The organism is Sphingomonas sp. BK345 (assembly GCF_014193845.1).
Lineage (GTDB): Bacteria > Pseudomonadota > Alphaproteobacteria > Sphingomonadales > Sphingomonadaceae > Sphingomonas.
This window is the reverse complement of the sequence record NZ_JACHZX010000001.1, coordinates 719,499-739,425: the sequence shown is the minus strand read 5'-3', so window position 1 is coordinate 739,425 and position 19,927 is coordinate 719,499. Positions and strand designations below refer to the sequence as shown.

The window sequence follows — 19,927 nt, the reverse complement described above, 5'->3', positions numbered from 1 at the left end:
ATGACCACGTCCGCCATGCACATCGCGCGTACCGGGCTCGACGCCCAGGACACGCGCATGCGAGTGATCTCGAACAACCTCGCCAACGTCAGCACCACCGGCTTCAAGCGCGACCGCGCCTCGTTCGAGACGCTGTCGTACCAGGTCGTCACCGCCGCTGGCGCGCAGTCGACCGCGGAGAGCAAATACGCCACCGGGCTCAACCTCGGCACCGGCGTGCGCGTGCAGGGCACGTCGCGCACCGAGACGCAGGGCTCGATGAACCAGACCGGCAACAGCCTCGACCTCGCGCTCGACGGTGACGGCTATTTTCAGGTGCAGATGCCCGGCGGCCAGCTCGGCTACACGCGCGCGGGCAATTTCTCGCGCTCGCCCGAGGGGCTGCTGATCACCAGTCAGGGCTATCAGGTGATGCCGGGCATCACCGTGCCCGCCAACGCCACGCAGATCACGATCGGGCTCGACGGCACCGTCTCGGCCACCGTGCCGGGGCAGGACCAGGCGCAGAACCTCGGCCAGATCCAGGTCGCCAGCTTTCCCAACCCGGCGGGGCTGACCGCGACGGGCGACAATTTCCTCACCGAGAGCGCCGCCAGCGGCGCCGCCAACCTCGGCGTGCCGGGCGAGGACGGTCGCGGCCGCGTCCGCCAGGGCACGCTGGAGGCGAGCAACGTCAACGTCGTGGAAGAGCTGGTCGACATGATCGAGACCCAGCGCGCCTATGAGGTCAACTCGAAGATGATCTCGGCGACCGACGACATGCTGAAATACGTTAACCAAAATCTGTCATAGACTCGGCGATGACCTCGACCATGTCTCTCCGCCGCCGCGCGCGGGTCGCCCTAAACGCCGCGCTCGGCGCGCTCGCCGCCGCCGCGCTGGTGCCCGCGCCCGCGCATGCCGGGCTTCTCGGCAAGGTGCTCAAGAAGAAGCCGGCGGAGGATTTCTCTGCGGTGCACGCACCCGCCCAGCCGCCCGCGCCGCCCGCCGCCAACGGGTCGATCTTCCAGGTCGCCGACGGCTATGCCGCGCTCTACGAGGGGTGGCGCGCGCGCCGCGTCGGCGACCCGCTGACAATCGTGCTGGTGGAGCGCACCGCCGCCTCCAAGTCGTCCTCGTCCAAGCTCGCCTCGGACGGCAGCTTCTCGCTCACCCCGCCGTCGACCGGCCCGCTCGGCGGGATCGTCAGCGGCACCGACGTGGGCTCGAGTGGCAAGCGCGGCTTCAACGGCAGCGGCACCGCGGACCAGGCCAACTCGCTCTCGGGCGAGGTCTCGGTCACCGTCGCCGAAGTCTACCCCAACGGCACGATGCTGGTGCGCGGGCAGAAGCGCGTGACGCTCAACCGTGGCGACGAGTTCGTCCAGATCAAGGGCATCGTCCGTACCGCCGACGTCGACCGTGACAATCGCGTGCCCTCCACCCGCGTCGCCGACGCGCAGATCGCCTATACCGGCAAGGGCGACGTCGCACGGTCCAGCCGGCAGGGCTGGCTGTCCCGCTTCTTTCAGGTCGTGAGCCCGTTCTGATGATCCGCCAGCTGCTCCTCGCGCTCGCCGCGCTCGCCGCCGCGCTCGCCGGCCCTGCCCACGCCGACCGGATCAAGGATCTCGGCGGCTTCCAGGGCATCCGCGCCAACCAGCTGACCGGCTACGGCGTCGTGGTCGGCCTGCCCGGCACCGGCGACGACAATCTCGAATATACCGTCCAGTCGGTGAAGGCGGTGGCGTCGCGCTTCGGGCTCCAGCTGCCCGCGGGCGTCAACCCCGGCCTCAAGAACGCCGCGGTGGTGCTGATCACCGCCGAGCTGCCTGCCTTCGCCAAGCCCGGGCAGCGGATCGACATCACCGTCGCCTCGATGGGCAAGGCCAAGAGCTTGCGCGGCGGCAGCCTGGTGCTGACGCCGCTGCTCGGCGCCGACGGGCAGGTCTACGCCATGGCGCAGGGCAATCTCGCGGTCGGCGGGCTCGGCGCCGAGGGCGCGGACGGCTCCAAGATCGTCGTCAACATCCCCTCGACTGGCCGCATCCCCGAGGGCGCGACCGTGGAGCGCGCGGTCGCGACCGGCTTCGCCGACACGCCCTTCGTCACCTACAACCTCCAGCGCGCCGACTTCACCACCGCGCAGAACGTCGCCGCCTCGATCAACCGCAAGTTCGGCGCCGGCACCGCGCAGGCGATCGACGCGGTATCCGTGGCGGTGCGCGCGCCGACCGGCGCGGACGTGCGCGCCACGCTGATGAGCGAGATCGAGAACCTCGACGTCGCCTCGGCCGAGCCGCCCGCCAAGGTGATCGTCAACGCGCGCACCGGCACGGTGGTGATCAACTCGGCGGTGCGCGTCGGCGCGGCGGCGGTGACGCACGGCAAGCTCACCGTCCGCATCGACGAGAACCAGCGCATCAGCCAGCCCGCGCCGCTCAGCCAGGGCCAGACCGCGCTGGAGAACCGCTCCAACGTCCAGGTCTCGGAGGAGAAGAAGCCGATGTTCCTGCTCGCGCCCGGCCCCAAGCTGGCCGACGTGGTGAAGGCGGTGAACGCCATCGGCGCGAGCCCCGCGGACCTGGTCGCGATCCTCGAGGCGCTCAAGGAGGCCGGCGCGCTCAAGGCCGAGCTGGTGGTGCTCTGATGGGCGACTCACCGGTCAACGGGATCCCTGCGAGTGTTGGGGGCGTCGCGATCACCGGCAAGACCGGGCTCGACACCGGGCTCAGCCGCACCGCGACCAAGGCCAACCTCGACAAGGCCGCGCAGCAGTTCGAATCGGTGTTCACCGGCATGATGCTGAAGTCGATGCGCCAGGCCAAACTCGCCGACCCACTGTTCGACAGCAAGGCGCTCACCACCTTCCGCGACATGTCGGACCAGAAGGTGGTGCAGGAGATGGCGACCCACAAACCGATCGGCATCGGCGCCGCGATGAGCAAGTTCCTCGCGCAATCTCAACCTGATCTTAACGGGAATCATGGCACGCCGGTGGAATGAGTGATCTGCTCTCCATCGGCGCTTCGGGCGTCCGCGCGTACCAGACCGCGCTGACGACGACGTCGGAGAACATCGCCAACGCCGGCAACGCGTCCTACGTGCGGCGCAGCGCGACGATCCGCGAGGTGCAGACCAGCAACGGCTGGAACTCGTCGCTCAACGGCATGGGCGCGGTGGTCGACGGGATCGCGCGCAACAGCAGCCCCTATCTCGAGGCCTCGGTGCGCAGCGCCAGCTCGGACGCCAAGAAGACCGAGGCGAGCACGGTCTGGCTCGAGCGGATCGAGGGCGCGATGACCGGCGGCGCACTGTCGACCAACCTGACCGGCTTCTTCGCGGCGAGCACCGCGCTCCAGGCCGAGCCGACCTCGAGCGCGCTGCGCGCCGGCATGCTGGGCAGCGCCGCGACGCTGGCCGACTCGTTCAAGGTCACCGCCAAGGCACTCGACGACGGCATGGCCGAGCTCGACACCAAGGCGCAGCAGACGGTGGGCGAGCTCAACCGGCTGAGCCAGGCGCTGCTCAAGGTCAACCAGGGCATCGTCAAGTCGCAGCCGGGCTCGGCCGCGGTGGCGGGGCTGGCCGACCAGCGCGACGACCTGCTCCAGCAGATGAGTGCGCTGACCGAGGTCAACGTCCAGGTCGACGATTTCGGCCGCGCCACCGTGCGCGCCGGCGCCAGCAACGGCCCTGTGCTGGTCGATCCGAAAGAGGCGAGCGAGATGAGCTACGCGCGCACCGGCGGCAACGCGGTGCTCAACGTGCTCAAGCCGAGCGGCGTCGCGGTCCAGGCCAATCCCGAGGGCGGCGCGCTGGCGGGCATGGTCGAGGGCGCGCAGCGGATCGCCGCCACGCGCGACCAGCTCGGCGCGATCGCCGCCGATCTCACCACCAGCGTCAACGACCTGCAGAAGCAGGGGCAGGATCTCACCGGCGCGCAGGGCAAGCCCTTCTTCGCCAACACCAGCGACCCGGCCGACTTCTCGGTCGCGCTGACCGACGGCAGCCAGATTGCCGCGGCCAAGACCGGCGGGGGCGTGCGCGACTCGTCCAACCTCGCCGCGCTCGCCGCGCTGCGCACCGGCAACCAGTTCGAGAGCAAGGTCCAGGCGCTCACCACCGACAATGCCGCGACTCTGAAGCAGCGCCGGCTGGTGGGCGACGCGCAGACCGCGATCTACGACGGCGCGGTGACCGCGCGGTCCGAGGCCTCGGGGGTCAACCTCGACTCGGAGGCGGTCGATCTCGTCCGCTTCCAGCAGGCCTATCAGGCGTCCAGCCGCGTGATCCAGGTCGCGCGCGAGACCTTCCAGTCGATCCTCGAGATCAGGTAAGCCGCCATGCAGATCTCCAGCAACCTCCTATACGATCGCTCCGCCGCCCGGATGGGCGCGCTGATGACGACCGCGACCAAGCTGCAGACCCAGATCGCCACCGGCAAGAAGATCAGCTCGCCGTCCGAGAATGTCGCGGTGGCGCAGCAGCTCGCCGAGTTCGACCGCAAGGACGCCGATGCGGGCGCGTTCAAGACCAACCTCGATCTCGCCGGCTCGCTGCTCAAGCAGGCCGACGGTACGATGGGCTCGATCACGGAGCAGATGCAGCGCGCCACCGAGCTGGTGAACAACGCCGCCACCGACACGCTCGGCGCGTCGGATCGCAAGGTGATCGGCGACCAGCTCCAGTCGGTGATCGCGACGCTGGTCTCGCTCGGCAACACCAACGACCTGCGCGGCCAGCCGCTGTTCGGCAGCGCGGCGGGAACGCCCGCGGTGATCGACAACAAGGACGGCACCTTCACCTACAATACCGCGCCCAGCCTGTCGGAGGTGCCGATCGGCGAGAACGGCCTGTCGATCCAGCCGACCGAGACCGCGGCGCGGATCTTCACCTCGGGCAAGGGCGACACGCTGGCGATGCTGTCGGCGCTGGCCACCGCGTTGCAGGCGGGCGAGCCGACCGGCGAGAAGGCACGCGCCGCGATCGACTCGCTCAAGACCGCGAGCGATCAGGTCTCGACCGTACAGGCCTCGGTTGGCGCGCGCGCGGCGCGGGTCGATCTCCAGCAGAACCTGCTGACCAACGCCAGCGTCGACCGCGCCGAGCTGCGCTCGACACTGGAGGACACCGACGTCACCCAGGCGTACACCGAGCTGTCCAAGACGATGACGATCCTGTCGGCGACCCAGGCGAGCTTCTCCAAGCTGTCGCAGCTGTCGCTGTTCACCTACCTGCGCTGATCACGGCCTCGTACTCCTGCATGCGCAGGAGCACGTAAGAGCGCGGAGGAACCGCCGTCGTCCCGCAGCATTGATGCAGCGCAACGACGAGGGTCAATCCACATGGGTGCTACCACCATCGGCGCGCTGATCGGCGGCGCGATCGACGCCATGTCCGGCGACGACAGCGCTGCGGACGGGGCGCTCTACGGCGCGATCACCGCCAACGTCCTCAAGCTCGTCCTGCCCGTCGCGTTCACCTACGCGGTCGGCTGGGGCGTGCTGAAGGGGCTGGAGACGCTCGGCGACACCATCTCGGAAAGGGTGAAGGCATGATCAGGACCATCATCGGCGCGCTGCTCGGGCGCGAACTCGACCGGCGCGACGGTCGCGGCGGCGTCGGCGGCGCGATGGTCGGCGCGCTGGCGACCCGCGCGGTGACCCGGATGGGGCCGCTCGGCATGGCACTGGGCGGCGCCTATGTGGCGAAAAAGGCCTATGACCGCCACCGCGCGACCCGCGCGGGCGTGCCGCCGCGGGCGTAACGCCAATCCTCCCTGCGAGCGGGGAGGGGGACCGCTCGCCGCAGGCGAGTGGTGGAGGGGGCTTTCCCCGCAGCGCAGCGCCTGCGGAAGCCCCCCTCCACCAGCCTTCGGCTGGTCCCCCCTCCCCGCTCGCTGGGAGGATTGAGAGCTCACCCCCATTCGGCGCCGTCATGCTCGCCCAGCCGTGGGCTCGCCCGCTCCGCGACCGCCCGCGTGCCGTCGAGCACGATCGGCGTCGCCAGCCCCGGCAGTCCCTGCACCAGCAGTCGCATGCCGCGCGCGACCACCTGCGGGTCGGCGAACACCTCGTCGATGCGATTGACCGGCCCGACCGGCACCCCCGCCGCTTCCAGCGCGGCGAGCAGCGCGGCGCTCGTCCAGGTCAGCGTCCGCTCGATCAGGACCGGCAGCAACGCGGCGCGGTTCGCCACGCGCGCCGGATTGGTGGCGAAGCGCGCGTCCTCCGCCAGCGTCGGGATCGCGAGCACCGCGCACAGCCGCGCGAATTGGCGATCGTTGCCCACCGCCACGATCAGGTCGCCGTCGCTGGTCGGGAAGCTCTGGTACGGCGCGAGATTGGCGTGGCCGTTGCCCATCCGCCTCGGCACCGCGCCGCCGACCATCCAGTTGAGCGCCTGGTTCGCCAGCACGCCGACCTGTGTGTCGAGCAGCGCCATGTCGATGTGCGTGCCTGCGCCGGTGCGATCGCGCGCGTGCAGCCCGGCGAGGATCGCGACGGTGGCGTAGACGCCGGTGAACAGGTCGGCGGTGGCGACGCCGGTCTTCTGCGGCGGGCCGTCGGGCTCGCCGGTGATCGACATCATCCCGCCCATGCCCTGGACGATGAAGTCGTAGCCGGCACGCGCGGCGTAGGGGCCGGTCTGGCCGAAGCCGGTGATCGAGCACACGATCAGCCGCGGGTGGCGCGCGCGCAGCGTCGCCGCGTCGAGCCCGTATTTGACGAGGCCGCCGAGCTTGTAATTCTCGATCACCACGTCGGCCCCGGCGGCGAGCGCGGCGACGCGCGCCTGGCCTTCAGACGTGGCGATGTCGATCGCGACCGAGCGCTTGCCGCGGTTGCAGGCATGGTAATAGGCCGCCGACAGGTCGCTGCCGTCGGGGCCGCGGACGAAGGGTGGCCCCCAGTGGCGCGTGTCGTCGCCCTCGCCGGGGCGCTCGACCTTGATCACGTCGGCGCCGAGATCGGCGAGCAGCTGCCCCGCCCAGGGGCCGGCGAGGATGCGCGCCAGCTCGAGCACGCGCAGGCCGGCGAGGGGGCGGGGAGTGTCGGTCATCCCAGCGGTGTAGCGACGCGCGGCGCGGTGCAGAAGGGTGCCACGACGGTTGAAGCCGCCGCGCCCGCGGCATAGAGACGCAGCCCATCCTTGAGACAGAGAGGCCGCCCCATGAAGACCCGCGCCGCCGTCGCGTTCGAGGCCAAGCGGCCGCTCGAGATCGTCGAGCTCGACCTGGAGGGACCGAAGGCCGGCGAGGTGCTGGTCGAGATCATGGCCACCGGCATCTGCCACACCGACGCCTATACGCTCGACGGGCTCGACAGCGAGGGGCTGTTCCCCAGCGTGCTCGGCCACGAGGGCTGCGGCGTGGTGCGCGAGGTGGGCGCGGGCGTCACCAGCGTGGTGCCGGGCGACCACGTCATCCCGCTCTACACGCCCGAATGCCGCCAGTGTAAGTCGTGCCTCAGCCAGAAAACCAACCTGTGCACCGCGATCCGCGCGACCCAGGGCAAGGGGCTGATGCCCGACGGCACCACCCGCTTCAGCTACAAGGGCCAGCCGATCTACCATTACATGGGCTGCTCGACCTTCTCCAACTTCACCGTGCTGCCCGAGATCGCGGTCGCCAAGATCCGCCCCGACGCGCCGTTCGACACCAGCTGCTACATCGGCTGCGGCGTCACCACCGGGGTGGGCGCGGTGGTCAACACTGCCAAGGTCGAGCCGGGCGCGACCGTGATCGTGTTCGGGCTCGGCGGAATCGGGCTCAACGTGATCCAGGGCGCCAGGCTGGCCGGCGCGCACCGCATCATCGGCGTCGACATCAACCCCGACCGCGAGGACTGGGGCCGCCGCTTCGGCATGACCGACTTCGTCAACCCGCGCGACGTGGGCGACCTCGTCCCGCACCTGATCGCCATGACCGACGGCGGCGGCGACTATACGTTCGACTGCACCGGCAACACCGTGGTGATGCGCCAGGCGCTGGAGAGCGCGCACCGCGGCTGGGGCGAGTCGATCGTGATCGGCGTCGCCGAGGCGGGCAAGGAGATCGCGACGCGCCCGTTCCAGCTCGTCACCGGGCGAGTGTGGAAGGGCACCGCCTTCGGCGGCGCGCGCGGGCGCACCGACGTGCCCAAGATCGTCGACTGGTACATGGACGGGATGATCCAGATCGACCCGATGATCACGCACCGGCTCAGCCTCGACGAGATTAACAAGGGCTTCGACCTGATGCACGCCGGCGAGAGCATCCGCAGCGTGGTGGTTTATTAATCCTCTCCGGCACGGGGAGGGGGACCAGCCGCAGGCTGGTGGAGGGGGTTCTCCGCGAGCGCTGCGCTGCGTGGCGAGCCCCTTCCACCACCGCGCTGCGCGCGGCGGTCCCCCTCCCCGCCAAGCGGGGAGGAGTTTAGGAGAGAGATCATGTTCAGCCACGTCATGCTCGGCGCAGACGACATCGCCGCCGCCCAGACCTTCTACGACGCGACGCTGGGGGCGCTCGGCGCGGCGCCGGGCGTGATCGACGAGTGGGGACGGTTGGTCTACGCGCACGACGGCGGCCGCTTCCTGGTCACGCGCCCGATCGACGGCCAGCCCGCCAGCCACGCCAACGGCGGGACGCTCGGGTTCCGCGCGACCTCGCCCGAGCAGGTCGAGGCGTGGCACGCCGCTGGTGTCGCCAGCGGCGGTACCGCGATCGAGGCGCCGCCGGGCGTGCGCCACGTCACCGGCGGGCGCGAGCTGTACCTCGCCTATCTGCGCGACCCCGCGGGCAACAAGGTCTGCGCGACCCATCGCGTCGCCTGAGCGGAGGAGGAAGCATGGAGACCGTCTCGACCGCGCGCGCGCATGGCGGCACGCAGGGCGTCTACCGCCACCGCAGCGGCGCGACCGGCACCGACATGACCTTCTCGGTCTACGTCCCCGATCACGCGCCGGGCGCGACGCTGCCGGTCGTCTGGTACCTCTCCGGGCTGACCTGTACCCACGCCAACGTCACCGACAAGGGCGAATATCGCGCGCGCTGCGCACGCCACGGTCTGATCTTCGTCGCGCCCGACACCAGTCCGCGCGGCGACGAGGTGCCCGACGAGGACCGCTGGGACTTCGCCAAGGGTGCCGGCTTCTACGTCGACGCCACCGCGGCGCCCTGGTCGACGCATTACCGCATGTGGTCCTATGTCACCGCGGAGCTGCCCGCGCTAATCGAGGCCGAATTCCCAGTCGATGCGGCGCGCCAGTCGATCATGGGCCATTCGATGGGCGGGCACGGCGCGTTGACCGCGGCGCTGCGTCACCCAGGCCGCTACCGCGCGGTATCCGCCTTCGCGCCGATCGTCGCGCCGACGCAGGTGCCCTGGGGCGAGGCGCTCGACCGCTACCTCGGCGACGACGCCGCGGCGAAGCGCCGCCACGACGCGGTCGCGCTGATCGAGGACGGCGCGCGCGTGCCCGAGCTGCTGGTCGACCAAGGCGAGGCCGACGCCTTCCTCGCCGAGCAGCTCCGCCCGGAACTGCTCGCGCGCGCCTGCGCGGCGGCGGGCATCCCGCTCGAGCTGCGGATGCGCGCGGGCTACGACCATTCGTACCTGTTCGTGTCGACGTTCATGGGCGAGCAGCTCGACTGGCACGCGGCGCGGCTGAGGGGCTGAGCAGCGCCGACGCCGGACGCCGTCCTCCTCCCCGTCAGGGGAGGATCGGGGTGGGGCGTTCCCACGAACGTAGCGTCTGCGGAGAAGCCCCACCCCAACCCCTTCCCTGACGGGGAGGGACTCATTCCGAGAAGGTAGGCAACCCCGCCCCCTCGCGAGGACCGGCGCGGGGCCGCGGCGATCAGAACGAGAAGCGCACGCCGGCGTCGTAGCGCGGCCCGAAGTTCTGGTATTGCAGCAGCTGGTTATCGAAGCGGCCGGTGGTGTAATATTTGGCGTTGAACAGGTTGGTGCCCTCCACGAACACCTGGGCGTAAGGCGTCACGTTCACCGCGACACTGCCGTCGAACTGGCCATAGTCGCGCACGAAGATCGGCTCGTTGCCCGCGCCGCCGGCGAGCTCGCGCAGGAAGCGCTCGCGGCGGTTATAGGCGATGCGCGCCGAGATGCCGTACTTCTCGTAGAAGACGGTGGCATTCTGCGAGTTGCCGATCCCCTCCGCGGCGAACGACTGGCCCACCTGGCTGACGTCGAAGTCGCGGTTGGTGCTGACGAAGGTGGCATTGGCCTGGACGCCGAAGCCGCTCAGCACGCCCGGCAGCCAGTCGAACGTGTGCACCAGGTTGAGCTCGAGCCCCTTGATGTCGAGCGACTGGGCGTTGCGCGGCCGCCGCACGCTGAAGCGCGCGGTGTTCTGGTCGACGATCAGGCCACCCACCGGCAGCCCGACGCCCTGCGCGTTGCCCGCATTGCGGATCGGGAACAGTTCGTCGCCGAACAGCTGGATGATGAAATCGTCCACCTTCTTGTAGAACACCGCCGCCGACAGCGTGGTCGTCCGCGTCGGATACCATTCGAGCGACAAATCGAGGTTCTTCGCCTGGTATGGCTTGAGATTGGGGTTGCCGCCGCTCGCGGTGAGCGTGGCCGGGCGCAGCGTGCCGATGTCGAGGCTCGGCGCGAGGTCGCCGATCGCCGGGCGGGTCAGCGTCTTGTAGGCGGCGAAGCGGACCTGCAGCTCCTGCGTGAAGTTGAGCCGCGCGTTGAGCGCGGGCAGGAAGTTGCTGTACGACGATTTCTGCGAGATCGGCGTGCCGGTCGGGCTCGCGAAGACGCCGACGTAGATGGTCGGATCGGTCGGCGGGTTGCCCTGGGTCGGGGTGAGGTCGACCAGCTGGCGCTGGCTGCCCGACGAGGTCAGCTCGGTATATTCGTAGCGCGCGCCGACGTTGACCAGCCACGGCATGCTGCCGAGTTCACCCGAGAAGTCGACGTCGGCGTAGCTCGCCCACACCGTCTCCTTCACGCGGGTGCCCGGCTGGGGCGCGACGGCATAGCCGTTGGTCGCGGCGTAGCGCGCCGCGGTCGTGCCCGGTGCGAGATTATACTTGGCGTCGAGCGCCGAGGTCGCCGCCGGGCTCGCCAGGAAGTTGAGGTATTTGAACGCGTCATAGGTGAGGAAGGTGGTCGGCACCGAGCCGCTCGGCGCGCCCAGCCCCTTCACCGTGAAGGGCGACAGCAGCGACGAGTCGGCCAGCGTCGGATAGCCGCAATAGACGCAGCCGACGTCGTCGCCCGAGGTGACCGCGACGTTGGTCTTGTCGCGTGTCGTGCTCATCAGGCCGAAGCGCACCGTCTGAAGCACGCCCAGCGCGGGCTTCCACTCGTTGTTCCAGCGATATTCCTGCACCTTCTCGGTGACGTCGTTGCCGTTGATCCCCGCGATATGGGTGCGGCCGAGCGCCGGGTTGGTGAGCACGCCGTCGGCGAAGCCGTTGACCGTGGGGATGCCGTTCCCGTCCGCCTGGGTGAAGGAATAAGGCGTGGGCGTCCCGATCACGGTGAAATAGGAGCCGCCGCCGCCCGCGTTCTTGGCGCGCGAGTAGGACGCGTCGATCACCATCTTGAAGTTGTTGGCCGGGTTCCACTCGGCGTTGAAGCCGCCCTCCCAGGTCGTCGTCTCGCGCAGCGCGCCGGAGGAGATGAAATCGGCGTTGCCGTTGGTGGTGAGCGAGGTGACGGTACGATTGTCGTCGATCGTCGCCGCGGTGTAGCTGGTCGGCTCGAACCAGGCACCGAGCGCGCGCGTCTTCGAGTCGCTCTTGAACTTGTTGTACAGGCCGTCGAGCGTGAAGGTCAGCTCGTCGGTGGGCTGATATTGCGCCACCACCGTCGCGCCGAGGCGGGTGCGGTCGTCGCGCGCGGTGTTCACGTCGAAGTTGCGCGGCGCATACACGTTGGTCGCGATCGGGTTGCTGTTCGGCCCGACCGAGCTGTTGGGCAGATAGCCGTCGTTGCTGACCGAGGCGATCTGCGCGATGCGGCGCTGGTACGAGACCGAGGCGAGCAGGCCGATCGTGCCGTCGGCGAAGGTGTTGCTGATCAACCCGAAGCCCTGCGGCGTGAACTTGTCGCTGTTCTTCTCGTACAAGGCCTTGCCGGTGGCGATCACCTTGAAGCCCTTGAGCGCGAGCGGGCGCGGCGTCTGCACGTTGATCGTCGCGCCGATGCCGCCGCCCTGCAGCGGCGCCTGCGCGGTTTTGTACACCTGCGCGCCGCTGATCAGCTCGGCCGGGATCAGGTCGAACGAGAAGGCGCGGTTGTAATTGTCGCTGGCGAAGCTGCGGCCGTTGAACAGCACCGTGTTGAACGCCGGCCCCAGGCCGCGCACGCTGACCTGCGCGCCCTCGCCGTTGGTGCGGTCGATCGCGACGCCGGGGATGCGCTGGAGCGACTCGGCGACGTTCGCGTCCGGGAACTTGCCGAGGTCCTCCGAGGAGATCGCGTCGAGGATGCCGACCGCGTCGCGCTTCTGCGCGGCGGAGGAGGCGATGCTGCCGCGGATGCCGGTGACGACGATGTCACCCGCCGTGCCGTCGGCGTCGGCCTGGCCGGGCGGGGCGGAGACCGCGGGCGGCGCCTCCTGCGCCAGCACCGGTGTCGCGGCGATCAGCGCGCCGATCGCGCATCCCATGCCGCCCGAGAAAAGAAAAGCACGCGCCGTCACTTGCCGAAAGCTGGTCGCCACCGTCATCCTCCCCTATCGCAGCCACACTTGTTATGCGTGTGCTGTCGAAAACAGTCTCACGGATATATCTGACAAATACAAGTGGGATCGATTACGTAAACGACGCGAAGACGTCGCAGTGGAGAGGTTCGAGAGGGATAATGTCGCCAAATCAACGGCATGACGACGCGCCCGTGACTGAAGTGGTAGTGGTCGGCGGCGGCTCGGCAGGATGGATCGCGGCGTGTCGACTCGCCGCCCAGGCGCAGCGCACGCGCAGCGGCGTCGCGGTGACGCTGGTGGAGTCCGCCCGCATCCCCACCGTCGGGGTCGGCGAGGGCACCTGGCCGACGATGCGCAACACCTTGGCAAAGATCGGGATCTCCGAGACCGACTTCGTCCGCGGCTGCGACGCGGCGTTCAAACAGGGTGCGCGTTTCGCCGGCTGGACCGATGATTCGCCGGGCGAGGGCTATTACCACCCGCTCAACCCGCCAGCGGGCGCGACCGAGCTCGACCTCGCGCCGCACTGGCTCGCCCAGTCGGGCGCGCCGGAGGCGGCGGACTTCGCCACCTGGGTCGACTTCCAAGCGACGCTCTGCGACGCCGGGCTCGCGCCCAAGTCGATCACCACGCCCGAGTGGGTCGGCCAGGCGAATTACGCCTATCATCTCGACGCGGGCAAGTTTGCCACGCTGCTGCGCGAGCACGCGGTCGAGCGGCTCGGCGTGCGCCACGTGCTCGGCGACGTCGCTCGTGTCGAGCAGGCCGAGGGCGGCGACGTCACCGCACTGGTGCTCGCCGACGGCGCCGCGATCGCGGGCGATCTCTTCGTCGACTGCACCGGCTTCGCCGCGCTGCTGATCGGCGGCGTGTACGAGGTCCCGTTCCGGCGCTGCGGCGACGTGCTGTTCGCCGACCGCGCCATCGCGCTCCAGGTGCCGTACGACAGCGAGGACGCGCCGATCACCTGCCACACCGTCTCCACCGCGCAGGCGGCGGGGTGGATCTGGGACATCGGGCTGTGGACCCGCCGCGGCGTCGGCCATGTCTACAGCAGCGCGCATATCGGCGACGACGAGGCCGAGGCGGCGCTGCGCCGCTATGTCGGCCCCGCCGCCGACTCGCTCACCGCGCGCCGGATCACGATCGACGGCGGGCACCGCGAGCGTTTCTGGCAGAACAATGTCGTCGCGGTCGGGCTGTCGGCGGGGTTCATCGAGCCGCTCGAGGCCTCGGCGCTGATGCTGATCGAGGCGTCGATGGACGCGATCGCCGACCGGCTGCCGCGCACGCGCGGCGCGATGCGCGTCGCCGCGCGCCAGTTCAACGCCGCCTTCACGCACCATTGGGCGCGCATCATCGAGTTCCTCAAGCTTCACTACGCGATCACCAAGCGCACCGACACCGACTTCTGGCGCGACAATGCCTCGCCCGCGACCTGGCCCGACGGTCTGGCGGAGCGGCTGGAGCTGTGGCGCACGCAGCCGCCCGCACCGCAGGACTTCGAGCACGCGCGCGAGGTCTTCTCCTGGCCGAGCTACCAATATGTGCTCCACGGCATGCGCTTCGACGCGCACTACGCGCGGGTCGACCCGGCCGCGCCCGAGAGCGCGCTGGCGCGGCGCCACCTCGCCCGCGCCGAACGCGCGCGCGCCGAGGCGATGCAGCGGCTGCCGCGCCACCGCGACCTGATCCGCGCGGTGCGCGAGCACGGGTTGCAGGCGGTATGAGCCCACCGGTCGCGCTCGATCCCGCGCGCCACGGTGCGCTGCGCTTCGACGCGGCGGCGGCGGGGCGGGGGCGGGCGATCGCGCAGCTCGGGCGCGGCGAGATCGCGGTGGCGGCATGCGACATGCCCCTGTGCTTCGCCAAGGACGGCGGCACTGGCCGCTTCAACCTGGTCGCGCTGATGGCGCTGGGCGGCGACAACCTCTTCGCCGGCGCGGGCGGCTTCCACGCCACCTACATGCCGCAGGCGGTGCTGCTCGGCGCCTTCCGCCTCGCCGAGGGCGGCAGCGGGCTCGCGATCGACCCCGCCGACGCGTCGCTGGGTGCGCGCGGCGCGGCTCTGGTGGAGGGCGGCGCGGCGACGCCTTTGGTGCTTGAACTGCGCGACGCGTTGCGGCGGCTGGTCGAGGATGTCGCGGCGGCGCACGCGCTGGCGGAGGCGTTCGCGAAGCACCGGCTGCTGCGGCCGTGGCGGCTGGTGCTGCGCCGCGCCGACGCACGCGAGCACGCGCTCGACGGGCTCTACACGATCGACGAGGAGGCGCTCGCCGCGCTGGACGCGGCGGCGGTGGTGGCGCTCCACCGCGACGCGTCGCTCGCCGCGGCGGCGGTGATCGCCGCCTCGCGCCACCAGCTCGAGCGGCTGCGCCAGCTCCACGATGCCGCACATCCGGACGCTCGGATCGTCGCGGGGGAGCTGCCGCGGGACGACTGACCGCGCGGCTCGGCTCGACAAACACGTTATATAGTGTATTAACGCAGCATGGCAGCGCTGAGCAGCGACGACTCGCCGGTCTATCTCCGGCTACGCGGCACGATCGCCGCGGCGATCCTGCGCGGCGACTATGCCGCCGGCGACCAGCTCCCCTCGGTGCGCGCGCTCGCCGCCGAGCATGGCGCCAACCCGCTCACCGTCGCCAAGGCCTATCAGAGCTTCCAGGACGACGGCTATGTCGAGGTGCGCCGCGGCGTCGGCATGTTCGTGCTGGCGGGGGCGGCGGAGCGACTGCGCCGCGCCGAGCGCGAGGATTTCGTCGCGCACCAGTGGCCGCGTATCCGCGAGCGGATCGACCTGCTCGGGCTCGACGCGACCGACCTGCTCGAACGAGTCGCCGGCTGAGGCGTTGTCCGGCGTGATGCGACGCCTGATCTCCCTCGCGGCCTTTGCCGCGCTCGCCGCCTGCCAGCAGCAGCCCGACCAGCCCACCAATGCGGCGCCCGCCGCGACGCCGAGCGCGTCGCCCAGCGTCGCTGCCACGCCGGTCGCCGCGCTGGCGCGCTACGTCGGCCACTATCCGACCGACGCGGTGGAGGGGGGCGGCAGCTTCCTCGCTGACCCGGCGGTGCGCGCGGCGGTGGCGGGAGCGGTGTCCGACGCGGCGGTGCGCGCGCGCGTGCTCGACACCGACGTCACCGCCACGCCGATCGCCGAGGTCGAGGGGCGCGTGCTCTCCTATGGCTGCGAACCGCACAATTGCGGGCCGCACAATTGGGCGATCGCGCTGACCCCCGACGGTGGCTCGGGCGCGGTCTGCTACTACGACGAGGACCGCAAGGTGGCGCGCTGGTATCCCGCGGGCGCGGGACCGAACCCGGCGAGCGGGTGCCCGTCGGGGGAGTGAGCGGGCCGCCTGGGGCTGAGGTCGCTCCGCGGAGTCGACGCCCGTGCCCCGGCGCAGGCCGGGGCCCAGGCGGGAAGGCCGGGGTGAGTCTCATGGACGTCCACCAACTGGGCGCCGGCCTGCGCCGGGGTTGAGCTAGGAAGAGGCGAAGCGCGTCTTTCATTTTTACGCGAACTCGAGCCCCTTAGAATGCTCCCGCCGGCAGCGCGTACAGCACTTCCGCGCTCGCGTTCGCCGCGGCTTCCAGCCCGAGCGCCTCGGGCACGATCTGGTCGAGGTAGAAGGCGCAGGCCGCGCGCTTCACCGCGTCGGCCGTGGACACCGCCGCCTGGCGCTCCATCAGCCAGCCGCATGAGGCCACCGACAGCATCGTCAGGAAGGGATAGCTCGCCGCCTGGCGGTCGTCCGCGCTCGCGCCCTGCAGCCGCCGCCCGACCGCCTCGCAGGCGTCGACCAGCCGCACCAGCGCGGGATGGCGCGCGTCGCGGCGCAGGTCCGCGATCAGGTCGGCGAAGGCGCCGCCGTTGGCGAGCGACAGCTTGCGCCCGACCAGGTCGGCCGCCTGGATCCCGTTCGTTCCCTCGTAGATCGGGGTGATCCGCGCGTCGCGGAAGAACTGCGCCGCGCCGGTCTCCTCGACATAGCCCATCCCGCCGTGGACCTGCACGCCCAGGCTGGCCACCTCGTTGCCGAGATCGGTGGCATGCGCCTTGGCGAGCGGGGTCATCATCTCGAGCCGCTCGCGCGCCTTGGCGTCGCCCAGCGTGGCGCGGTCGACCTGGCCGCAGGCGTAATAGACCAGAGCGCGCGCCGCCATCGTCTGCGCCTTCATCCGCAGCAGCATGCGGCGCACGTCGGCATGCTCGATGATCGCCGCGGGGGCGCCGTCGCGCGCGCCCTGGACACGGTCGCGCGCGTAGGCCGCGGCCTTCTGCGTCGCGCCCTCGGCCACCTGCACGCCCTGGACGCCGACGTTAAGGCGCGCGTTATTCATCATCGTGAACATCGCGCGCATCCCGCCATATTCGGGGCCGATCAGCTCGCCGACGCAGTCGCCGTTGTCGCCGAACGACAGCACGCAGGTGGGCGAGGCGTGGAGCCCCAGCTTATGTTCGATCGACACCGCGCGCACGTCGTTGGGCGCACCGTCGAGCCGTACCTTGGGGACGAGGAACAGCGAGATGCCGCGCGTCCCCGCGGGCGCATCGGGCGTGCGCGCCAGCACGAGATGGACGATGTTGTCGGCGAGATCGTGGTCGCCGAAGCTGATGAAGATCTTGGTCCCGTTGATCAGGTACGTGCCATCCCCACGCGGTGTCGCGGTGGTGCGCAGCGCGCCGACGTCGCTGCCCGCCTGCGGCTCGGTGAGGTTCATCGTGCCCGTCCATTCGCCGCTGGCGAGCTTGGGCAGGTAGGTCGCCTGCTGCTCGGGCGTGCCGTGGTGCGCCAGCGCCTCGATCGCGCCCACGGTGAGGATCGGCGCGAGCGCGAAGCCCATGTTGGCGGTGCCGAGCGTCTCCAGCACCGCGGCCTGGACGACGAAGGGCAGGCCCTGGCCGCCCCAGCGCTCGTCGACCCCGATCGTGCCCCAGCCACCCTCGACATAGGCCTGGTAGGCGGCGCGATAGCCCTCGGGCATGACCACGCCTTCCGGGGTCCAGCGCGCGCCGACGCGGTCGCCTGCGATGGCGAGCGGCGCCCATTCGCCTTCCGCGAACGCGCCGATGCCCTCGAGCACCGCCTCGACCGTGTCGGCGCTGGCGGCGGCGAAGCGCTCGTGCCGCGCGATCTCGTCGAGCACGACGACGTGATCGAGGACGAAGCGCTGATCGGCGATGGCGGGGACGAAGGTCATTTCTCTCTCCTGTGCGCCCTCGCTATACCCGGTGCGATGAGCGCTCAACTCCCCGAGATCCGACGCTACGGCACGGCCGCGGTCGCGGCCGCGGCGGCGGCGATCCGCGCCGGCGGGATCGTCGCGGTGCCGACCGAGACGGTCTACGGCCTCGCCGCCGACGCGCGTGATTCGGCCGCCGTGGCGCGGATCTACGCCGCCAAAGGACGGCCCAGCTTCAACCCGCTGATCGTCCACGTGCTCGACCTCGCCGCGGCGGAGCGGCTGGCGGTGTTCGACGACGACGCGCGCGCGCTGGCGGCGCGCTTCTGGCCGGGGCCGCTGACGCTGGTGCTGCCGCTGCGTGGGCAGGCGAGCGGGGGGGCGGGAGTGGCCTCGCTCGTCACCGCCGGGCTCGACACGATCGCGCTGCGCGTGCCGGCGCACCGCGCGATGCGCGCGCTGCTGGCGGCGAGCGGCGCGCCGCTGGCGGCGCCCTCCGCCAATACGAGCAACGCGATCAGCCCGACCCGCGCCGAGCACGTCGCGGCGAGCCTCGGCGCGGCGGTGCCGCTGATCCTCGACGACGGCGCGACCGAGGCGGGGGTGGAGTCGACGATCGTCGCGGGGCGGACGATCCTGCGCCCCGGCCCGGTCACCGCGGAGAGGCTGGGCGAGGTGCTGGCGGTCGCGCCGGGCACGACCGCGCACGTCAGCGCGCCGGGGCAGCTCGCGACCCACTACGCGCCGCGCAAGCCGCTGCGGCTGGCGGCGATGACCGCGGACGCGGACGAGTGGCTGATCGGCTATGGCGCGGTCGCGGGCGACGACACGTTGTCGGCGACGGGCGACCCGGTCGAGGCGGCGGCGCGGCTGTTCGATGCGCTGCACCGCGCCGACGCGAGCGCGCGCGCGCGGATCGCGGTGGCGCCGGTGCCCGAGGCGGGCGTGGGCGTGGCGATCAACGACCGACTGCGGCGCGCGGCGCGGCGTTAGGCGGCGGCGCGGTGTCTTCTTTGGATGCAGGAACCCAAGGCGGCGAGCGGATCGCGTGTCACCCGGGTCTCCTGCGTGCGCAGGAGCATGGGTGGCATGAGGGAAGATGTCTTGCCAGGCGCGTCGCCTCCGTCATCCCGGACCTGGTCCGGGATCCAGCGTGCCGCGTACTCAGATGGCGTTGCTCACGCGGACGAGTGGATCCCGGACCAGGTCCGGGATGACGGGAAGGGCATGATGGAGTGCCCATACCGGCTCCCGGCGCGAGGCGAGGATGACGTGATGTCCGCGACGAAGCCCCCACACCCGCTTCGTCCTCCCGGACTTGTTCCGGGATCCAGCGTTCCGCGTACTCAGGCTACGTTGCTCCCGTGGACGAGTGAATCCCGGGACACGTCCGGGATGACGGAGGAAACGGAGGAAGGGAGCGCGGCCAGCAGATCGGTGGCCGGCGCACCCGGCCACCTCCTGAATCCAGGCCGGCCACCCCACTCTTACGCCGCCGGCGCGCTCGCCTTGCTGCGCGCGGCGAAGCTCTTGCGCAGCTTCTGCAGCTTGGGGGGGATCACCGCCAAGCAATAGGGGTTCGACCGGCCAGAGGTCTCCCAATAGTCCTGGTGATAGCCCTCGGCGGGGTACCAGTCGCCGAACTCCTCGATCGTGGTCACGATCTTGCCCGGGACCGTCTCCTGCGCACGCGCGATCGCCTGGTTGGCCTGCTCCTCCTGCATCACCGTCTCGGGGAATATCGCCGAGCGGTACTGCGTGCCGACGTCATTGCCCTGGCGGTTGAGCTGCGTCGGGTCGTGCGTGGCGAAGAAGATATCGAGCAGGTCGGCGTAGCTCACCTGCGCGGGGTCGAAGCCGACGCGGATCGCCTCGGCGTGGCCGGTGTCGCCGCCGCACACCTGCTTGTAGGTCGGGTCGGGGACGTGGCCGCCGATATAGCCGCTCTCGACGCTCTCGACCCCGATCACGTCCTTGAACACCGCCTCGGTGCACCAGAAGCAGCCACCCGCCAGCGTCGCATATTCCGTCATGAAAAGCGTCTCCTTTGCGTGTCATGTAGGAAGCCGCTAGGCGGCGGCAACGGCAC

Annotated in this window: 20 protein-coding genes; 16 read left to right on the top strand and 4 right to left on the bottom strand. The window is 70.7% G+C overall.

What is annotated here, in order from left to right; all coding sequences use genetic code 11:
- The 8 genes from flgG to FHY03_RS03200 all read left to right on the top strand — a co-directional run bounded on the left by flgG (position 1) and on the right by FHY03_RS03200 (position 5,749).
- On the top strand, positions 1-792 hold the full coding sequence (gene flgG / locus FHY03_RS03235; RefSeq protein WP_183921821.1) for a flagellar basal-body rod protein FlgG: 792 nt from the start codon (positions 1-3) through the stop codon (positions 790-792).
- Between the two features lie 20 nt (positions 793-812).
- Positions 813-1,529 carry a flagellar basal body L-ring protein FlgH gene (locus FHY03_RS03230; protein WP_183922041.1) on the top strand — a complete coding sequence of 239 codons (717 nt, stop codon included), beginning with the start codon at positions 813-815 and terminating at the stop codon, positions 1,527-1,529.
- Positions 1,529-2,629 (top strand): flagellar basal body P-ring protein FlgI, encoded by a 1,101-nt coding sequence (locus FHY03_RS03225; RefSeq protein ID WP_183921820.1) that lies wholly within the window; start codon positions 1,529-1,531, stop codon positions 2,627-2,629. The genes FHY03_RS03230 and FHY03_RS03225 overlap by 1 nt, the downstream gene beginning before the upstream one ends.
- The gene (locus FHY03_RS03220; protein WP_183921819.1) at positions 2,629-2,985 is read left to right on the top strand and encodes a rod-binding protein; all 357 of its coding nucleotides are present in this window, start codon (positions 2,629-2,631) and stop codon (positions 2,983-2,985) included. Before FHY03_RS03225 ends, FHY03_RS03220 begins: the two co-directional genes overlap by 1 nt.
- On the top strand, positions 2,982-4,319 hold the full coding sequence (gene flgK / locus FHY03_RS03215) for a flagellar hook-associated protein FlgK (RefSeq protein WP_183928704.1): 1,338 nt from the start codon (positions 2,982-2,984) through the stop codon (positions 4,317-4,319). The genes FHY03_RS03220 and flgK overlap by 4 nt, the downstream gene beginning before the upstream one ends.
- 6 nt (positions 4,320-4,325) lie before the next feature.
- Positions 4,326-5,225 (top strand): flagellin, encoded by a 900-nt coding sequence (locus FHY03_RS03210; RefSeq protein ID WP_183921817.1) that lies wholly within the window; start codon positions 4,326-4,328, stop codon positions 5,223-5,225.
- 102 nt (positions 5,226-5,327) lie between these two features.
- Positions 5,328-5,540 carry a hypothetical protein gene (locus FHY03_RS03205; protein ID WP_183921816.1) on the top strand — a complete coding sequence of 71 codons (213 nt, stop codon included), beginning with the start codon at positions 5,328-5,330 and terminating at the stop codon, positions 5,538-5,540.
- Positions 5,537-5,749 (top strand): hypothetical protein, encoded by a 213-nt coding sequence (locus FHY03_RS03200; RefSeq protein WP_183921815.1) that lies wholly within the window; start codon positions 5,537-5,539, stop codon positions 5,747-5,749. The genes FHY03_RS03205 and FHY03_RS03200 overlap by 4 nt, the downstream gene beginning before the upstream one ends.
- A 149-nt stretch (positions 5,750-5,898) precedes the next feature.
- On the opposite strand, the gene FHY03_RS03195 is transcribed toward FHY03_RS03200, so the two are convergent.
- Complete coding sequence (locus tag FHY03_RS03195) at positions 5,899-7,044, bottom strand: CaiB/BaiF CoA-transferase family protein (RefSeq protein ID WP_183928702.1); 1,146 nt, start codon at positions 7,042-7,044, stop codon at positions 5,899-5,901.
- A gap of 111 nt (positions 7,045-7,155) precedes the next feature.
- On the opposite strand from FHY03_RS03195, the gene FHY03_RS03190 reads away from it, so the two are divergent.
- The 3 genes from FHY03_RS03190 (at position 7,156) to fghA (ending at position 9,641) form a co-directional block, all read left to right on the top strand.
- Positions 7,156-8,262 carry an S-(hydroxymethyl)glutathione dehydrogenase/class III alcohol dehydrogenase gene (locus FHY03_RS03190; RefSeq protein WP_183921813.1) on the top strand — a complete coding sequence of 369 codons (1,107 nt, stop codon included), beginning with the start codon at positions 7,156-7,158 and terminating at the stop codon, positions 8,260-8,262.
- A 150-nt stretch (positions 8,263-8,412) separates the two neighbouring features.
- Positions 8,413-8,796, top strand: coding sequence for a VOC family protein (locus tag FHY03_RS03185; protein WP_183921812.1), 384 nt, complete (start codon positions 8,413-8,415; stop codon positions 8,794-8,796).
- Between the two features lie 14 nt (positions 8,797-8,810).
- On the top strand, positions 8,811-9,641 hold the full coding sequence (gene fghA / locus FHY03_RS03180) for an S-formylglutathione hydrolase (RefSeq protein WP_183928700.1): 831 nt from the start codon (positions 8,811-8,813) through the stop codon (positions 9,639-9,641).
- 181 nt (positions 9,642-9,822) lie between these two features.
- On the opposite strand, the gene FHY03_RS03175 is transcribed toward fghA, so the two are convergent.
- Entirely contained in the window at positions 9,823-12,669 is a 2,847-nt protein-coding gene (locus tag FHY03_RS03175; protein WP_183921810.1) for a TonB-dependent receptor, read from the bottom strand.
- A 140-nt stretch (positions 12,670-12,809) separates the two neighbouring features.
- Between FHY03_RS03175 and FHY03_RS03170 the strand changes: the two genes are divergently transcribed.
- From FHY03_RS03170 to FHY03_RS03155, 4 genes are read left to right on the top strand one after another with little or no spacing between them, the layout of a single operon-like run.
- Positions 12,810-14,381: a tryptophan halogenase family protein gene (locus FHY03_RS03170; protein ID WP_183928698.1), complete on the top strand. Its 1,572-nt coding sequence runs from the start codon at positions 12,810-12,812 to the stop codon at positions 14,379-14,381.
- On the top strand, positions 14,378-15,094 hold the full coding sequence (locus FHY03_RS03165) for a SapC family protein (RefSeq protein WP_183928696.1): 717 nt from the start codon (positions 14,378-14,380) through the stop codon (positions 15,092-15,094). Before FHY03_RS03170 ends, FHY03_RS03165 begins: the two co-directional genes overlap by 4 nt.
- 48 nt (positions 15,095-15,142) lie before the next feature.
- Entirely contained in the window at positions 15,143-15,499 is a 357-nt protein-coding gene (locus tag FHY03_RS03160; RefSeq protein ID WP_183921807.1) for a GntR family transcriptional regulator, read from the top strand.
- A 16-nt stretch (positions 15,500-15,515) separates the two neighbouring features.
- Positions 15,516-16,001: a hypothetical protein gene (locus FHY03_RS03155; protein WP_183928694.1), complete on the top strand. Its 486-nt coding sequence runs from the start codon at positions 15,516-15,518 to the stop codon at positions 15,999-16,001.
- 184 nt (positions 16,002-16,185) lie between these two features.
- On the opposite strand, the gene FHY03_RS03150 is transcribed toward FHY03_RS03155, so the two are convergent.
- The gene (locus FHY03_RS03150) at positions 16,186-17,856 is read right to left on the bottom strand and encodes an acyl-CoA dehydrogenase (protein WP_183928692.1); all 1,671 of its coding nucleotides are present in this window, start codon (positions 17,854-17,856) and stop codon (positions 16,186-16,188) included.
- A gap of 36 nt (positions 17,857-17,892) precedes the next feature.
- On the opposite strand from FHY03_RS03150, the gene FHY03_RS03145 reads away from it, so the two are divergent.
- On the top strand, positions 17,893-18,831 hold the full coding sequence (locus FHY03_RS03145; protein ID WP_183928690.1) for an L-threonylcarbamoyladenylate synthase: 939 nt from the start codon (positions 17,893-17,895) through the stop codon (positions 18,829-18,831).
- A 494-nt stretch (positions 18,832-19,325) separates the two neighbouring features.
- Here the strand turns inward: FHY03_RS03145 and msrA are convergent, their stop codons facing one another.
- Entirely contained in the window at positions 19,326-19,871 is a 546-nt protein-coding gene (gene msrA / locus FHY03_RS03140) for a peptide-methionine (S)-S-oxide reductase MsrA (protein WP_183928688.1), read from the bottom strand.
- Between the last annotated feature and the right edge of the window lie 56 nt (positions 19,872-19,927).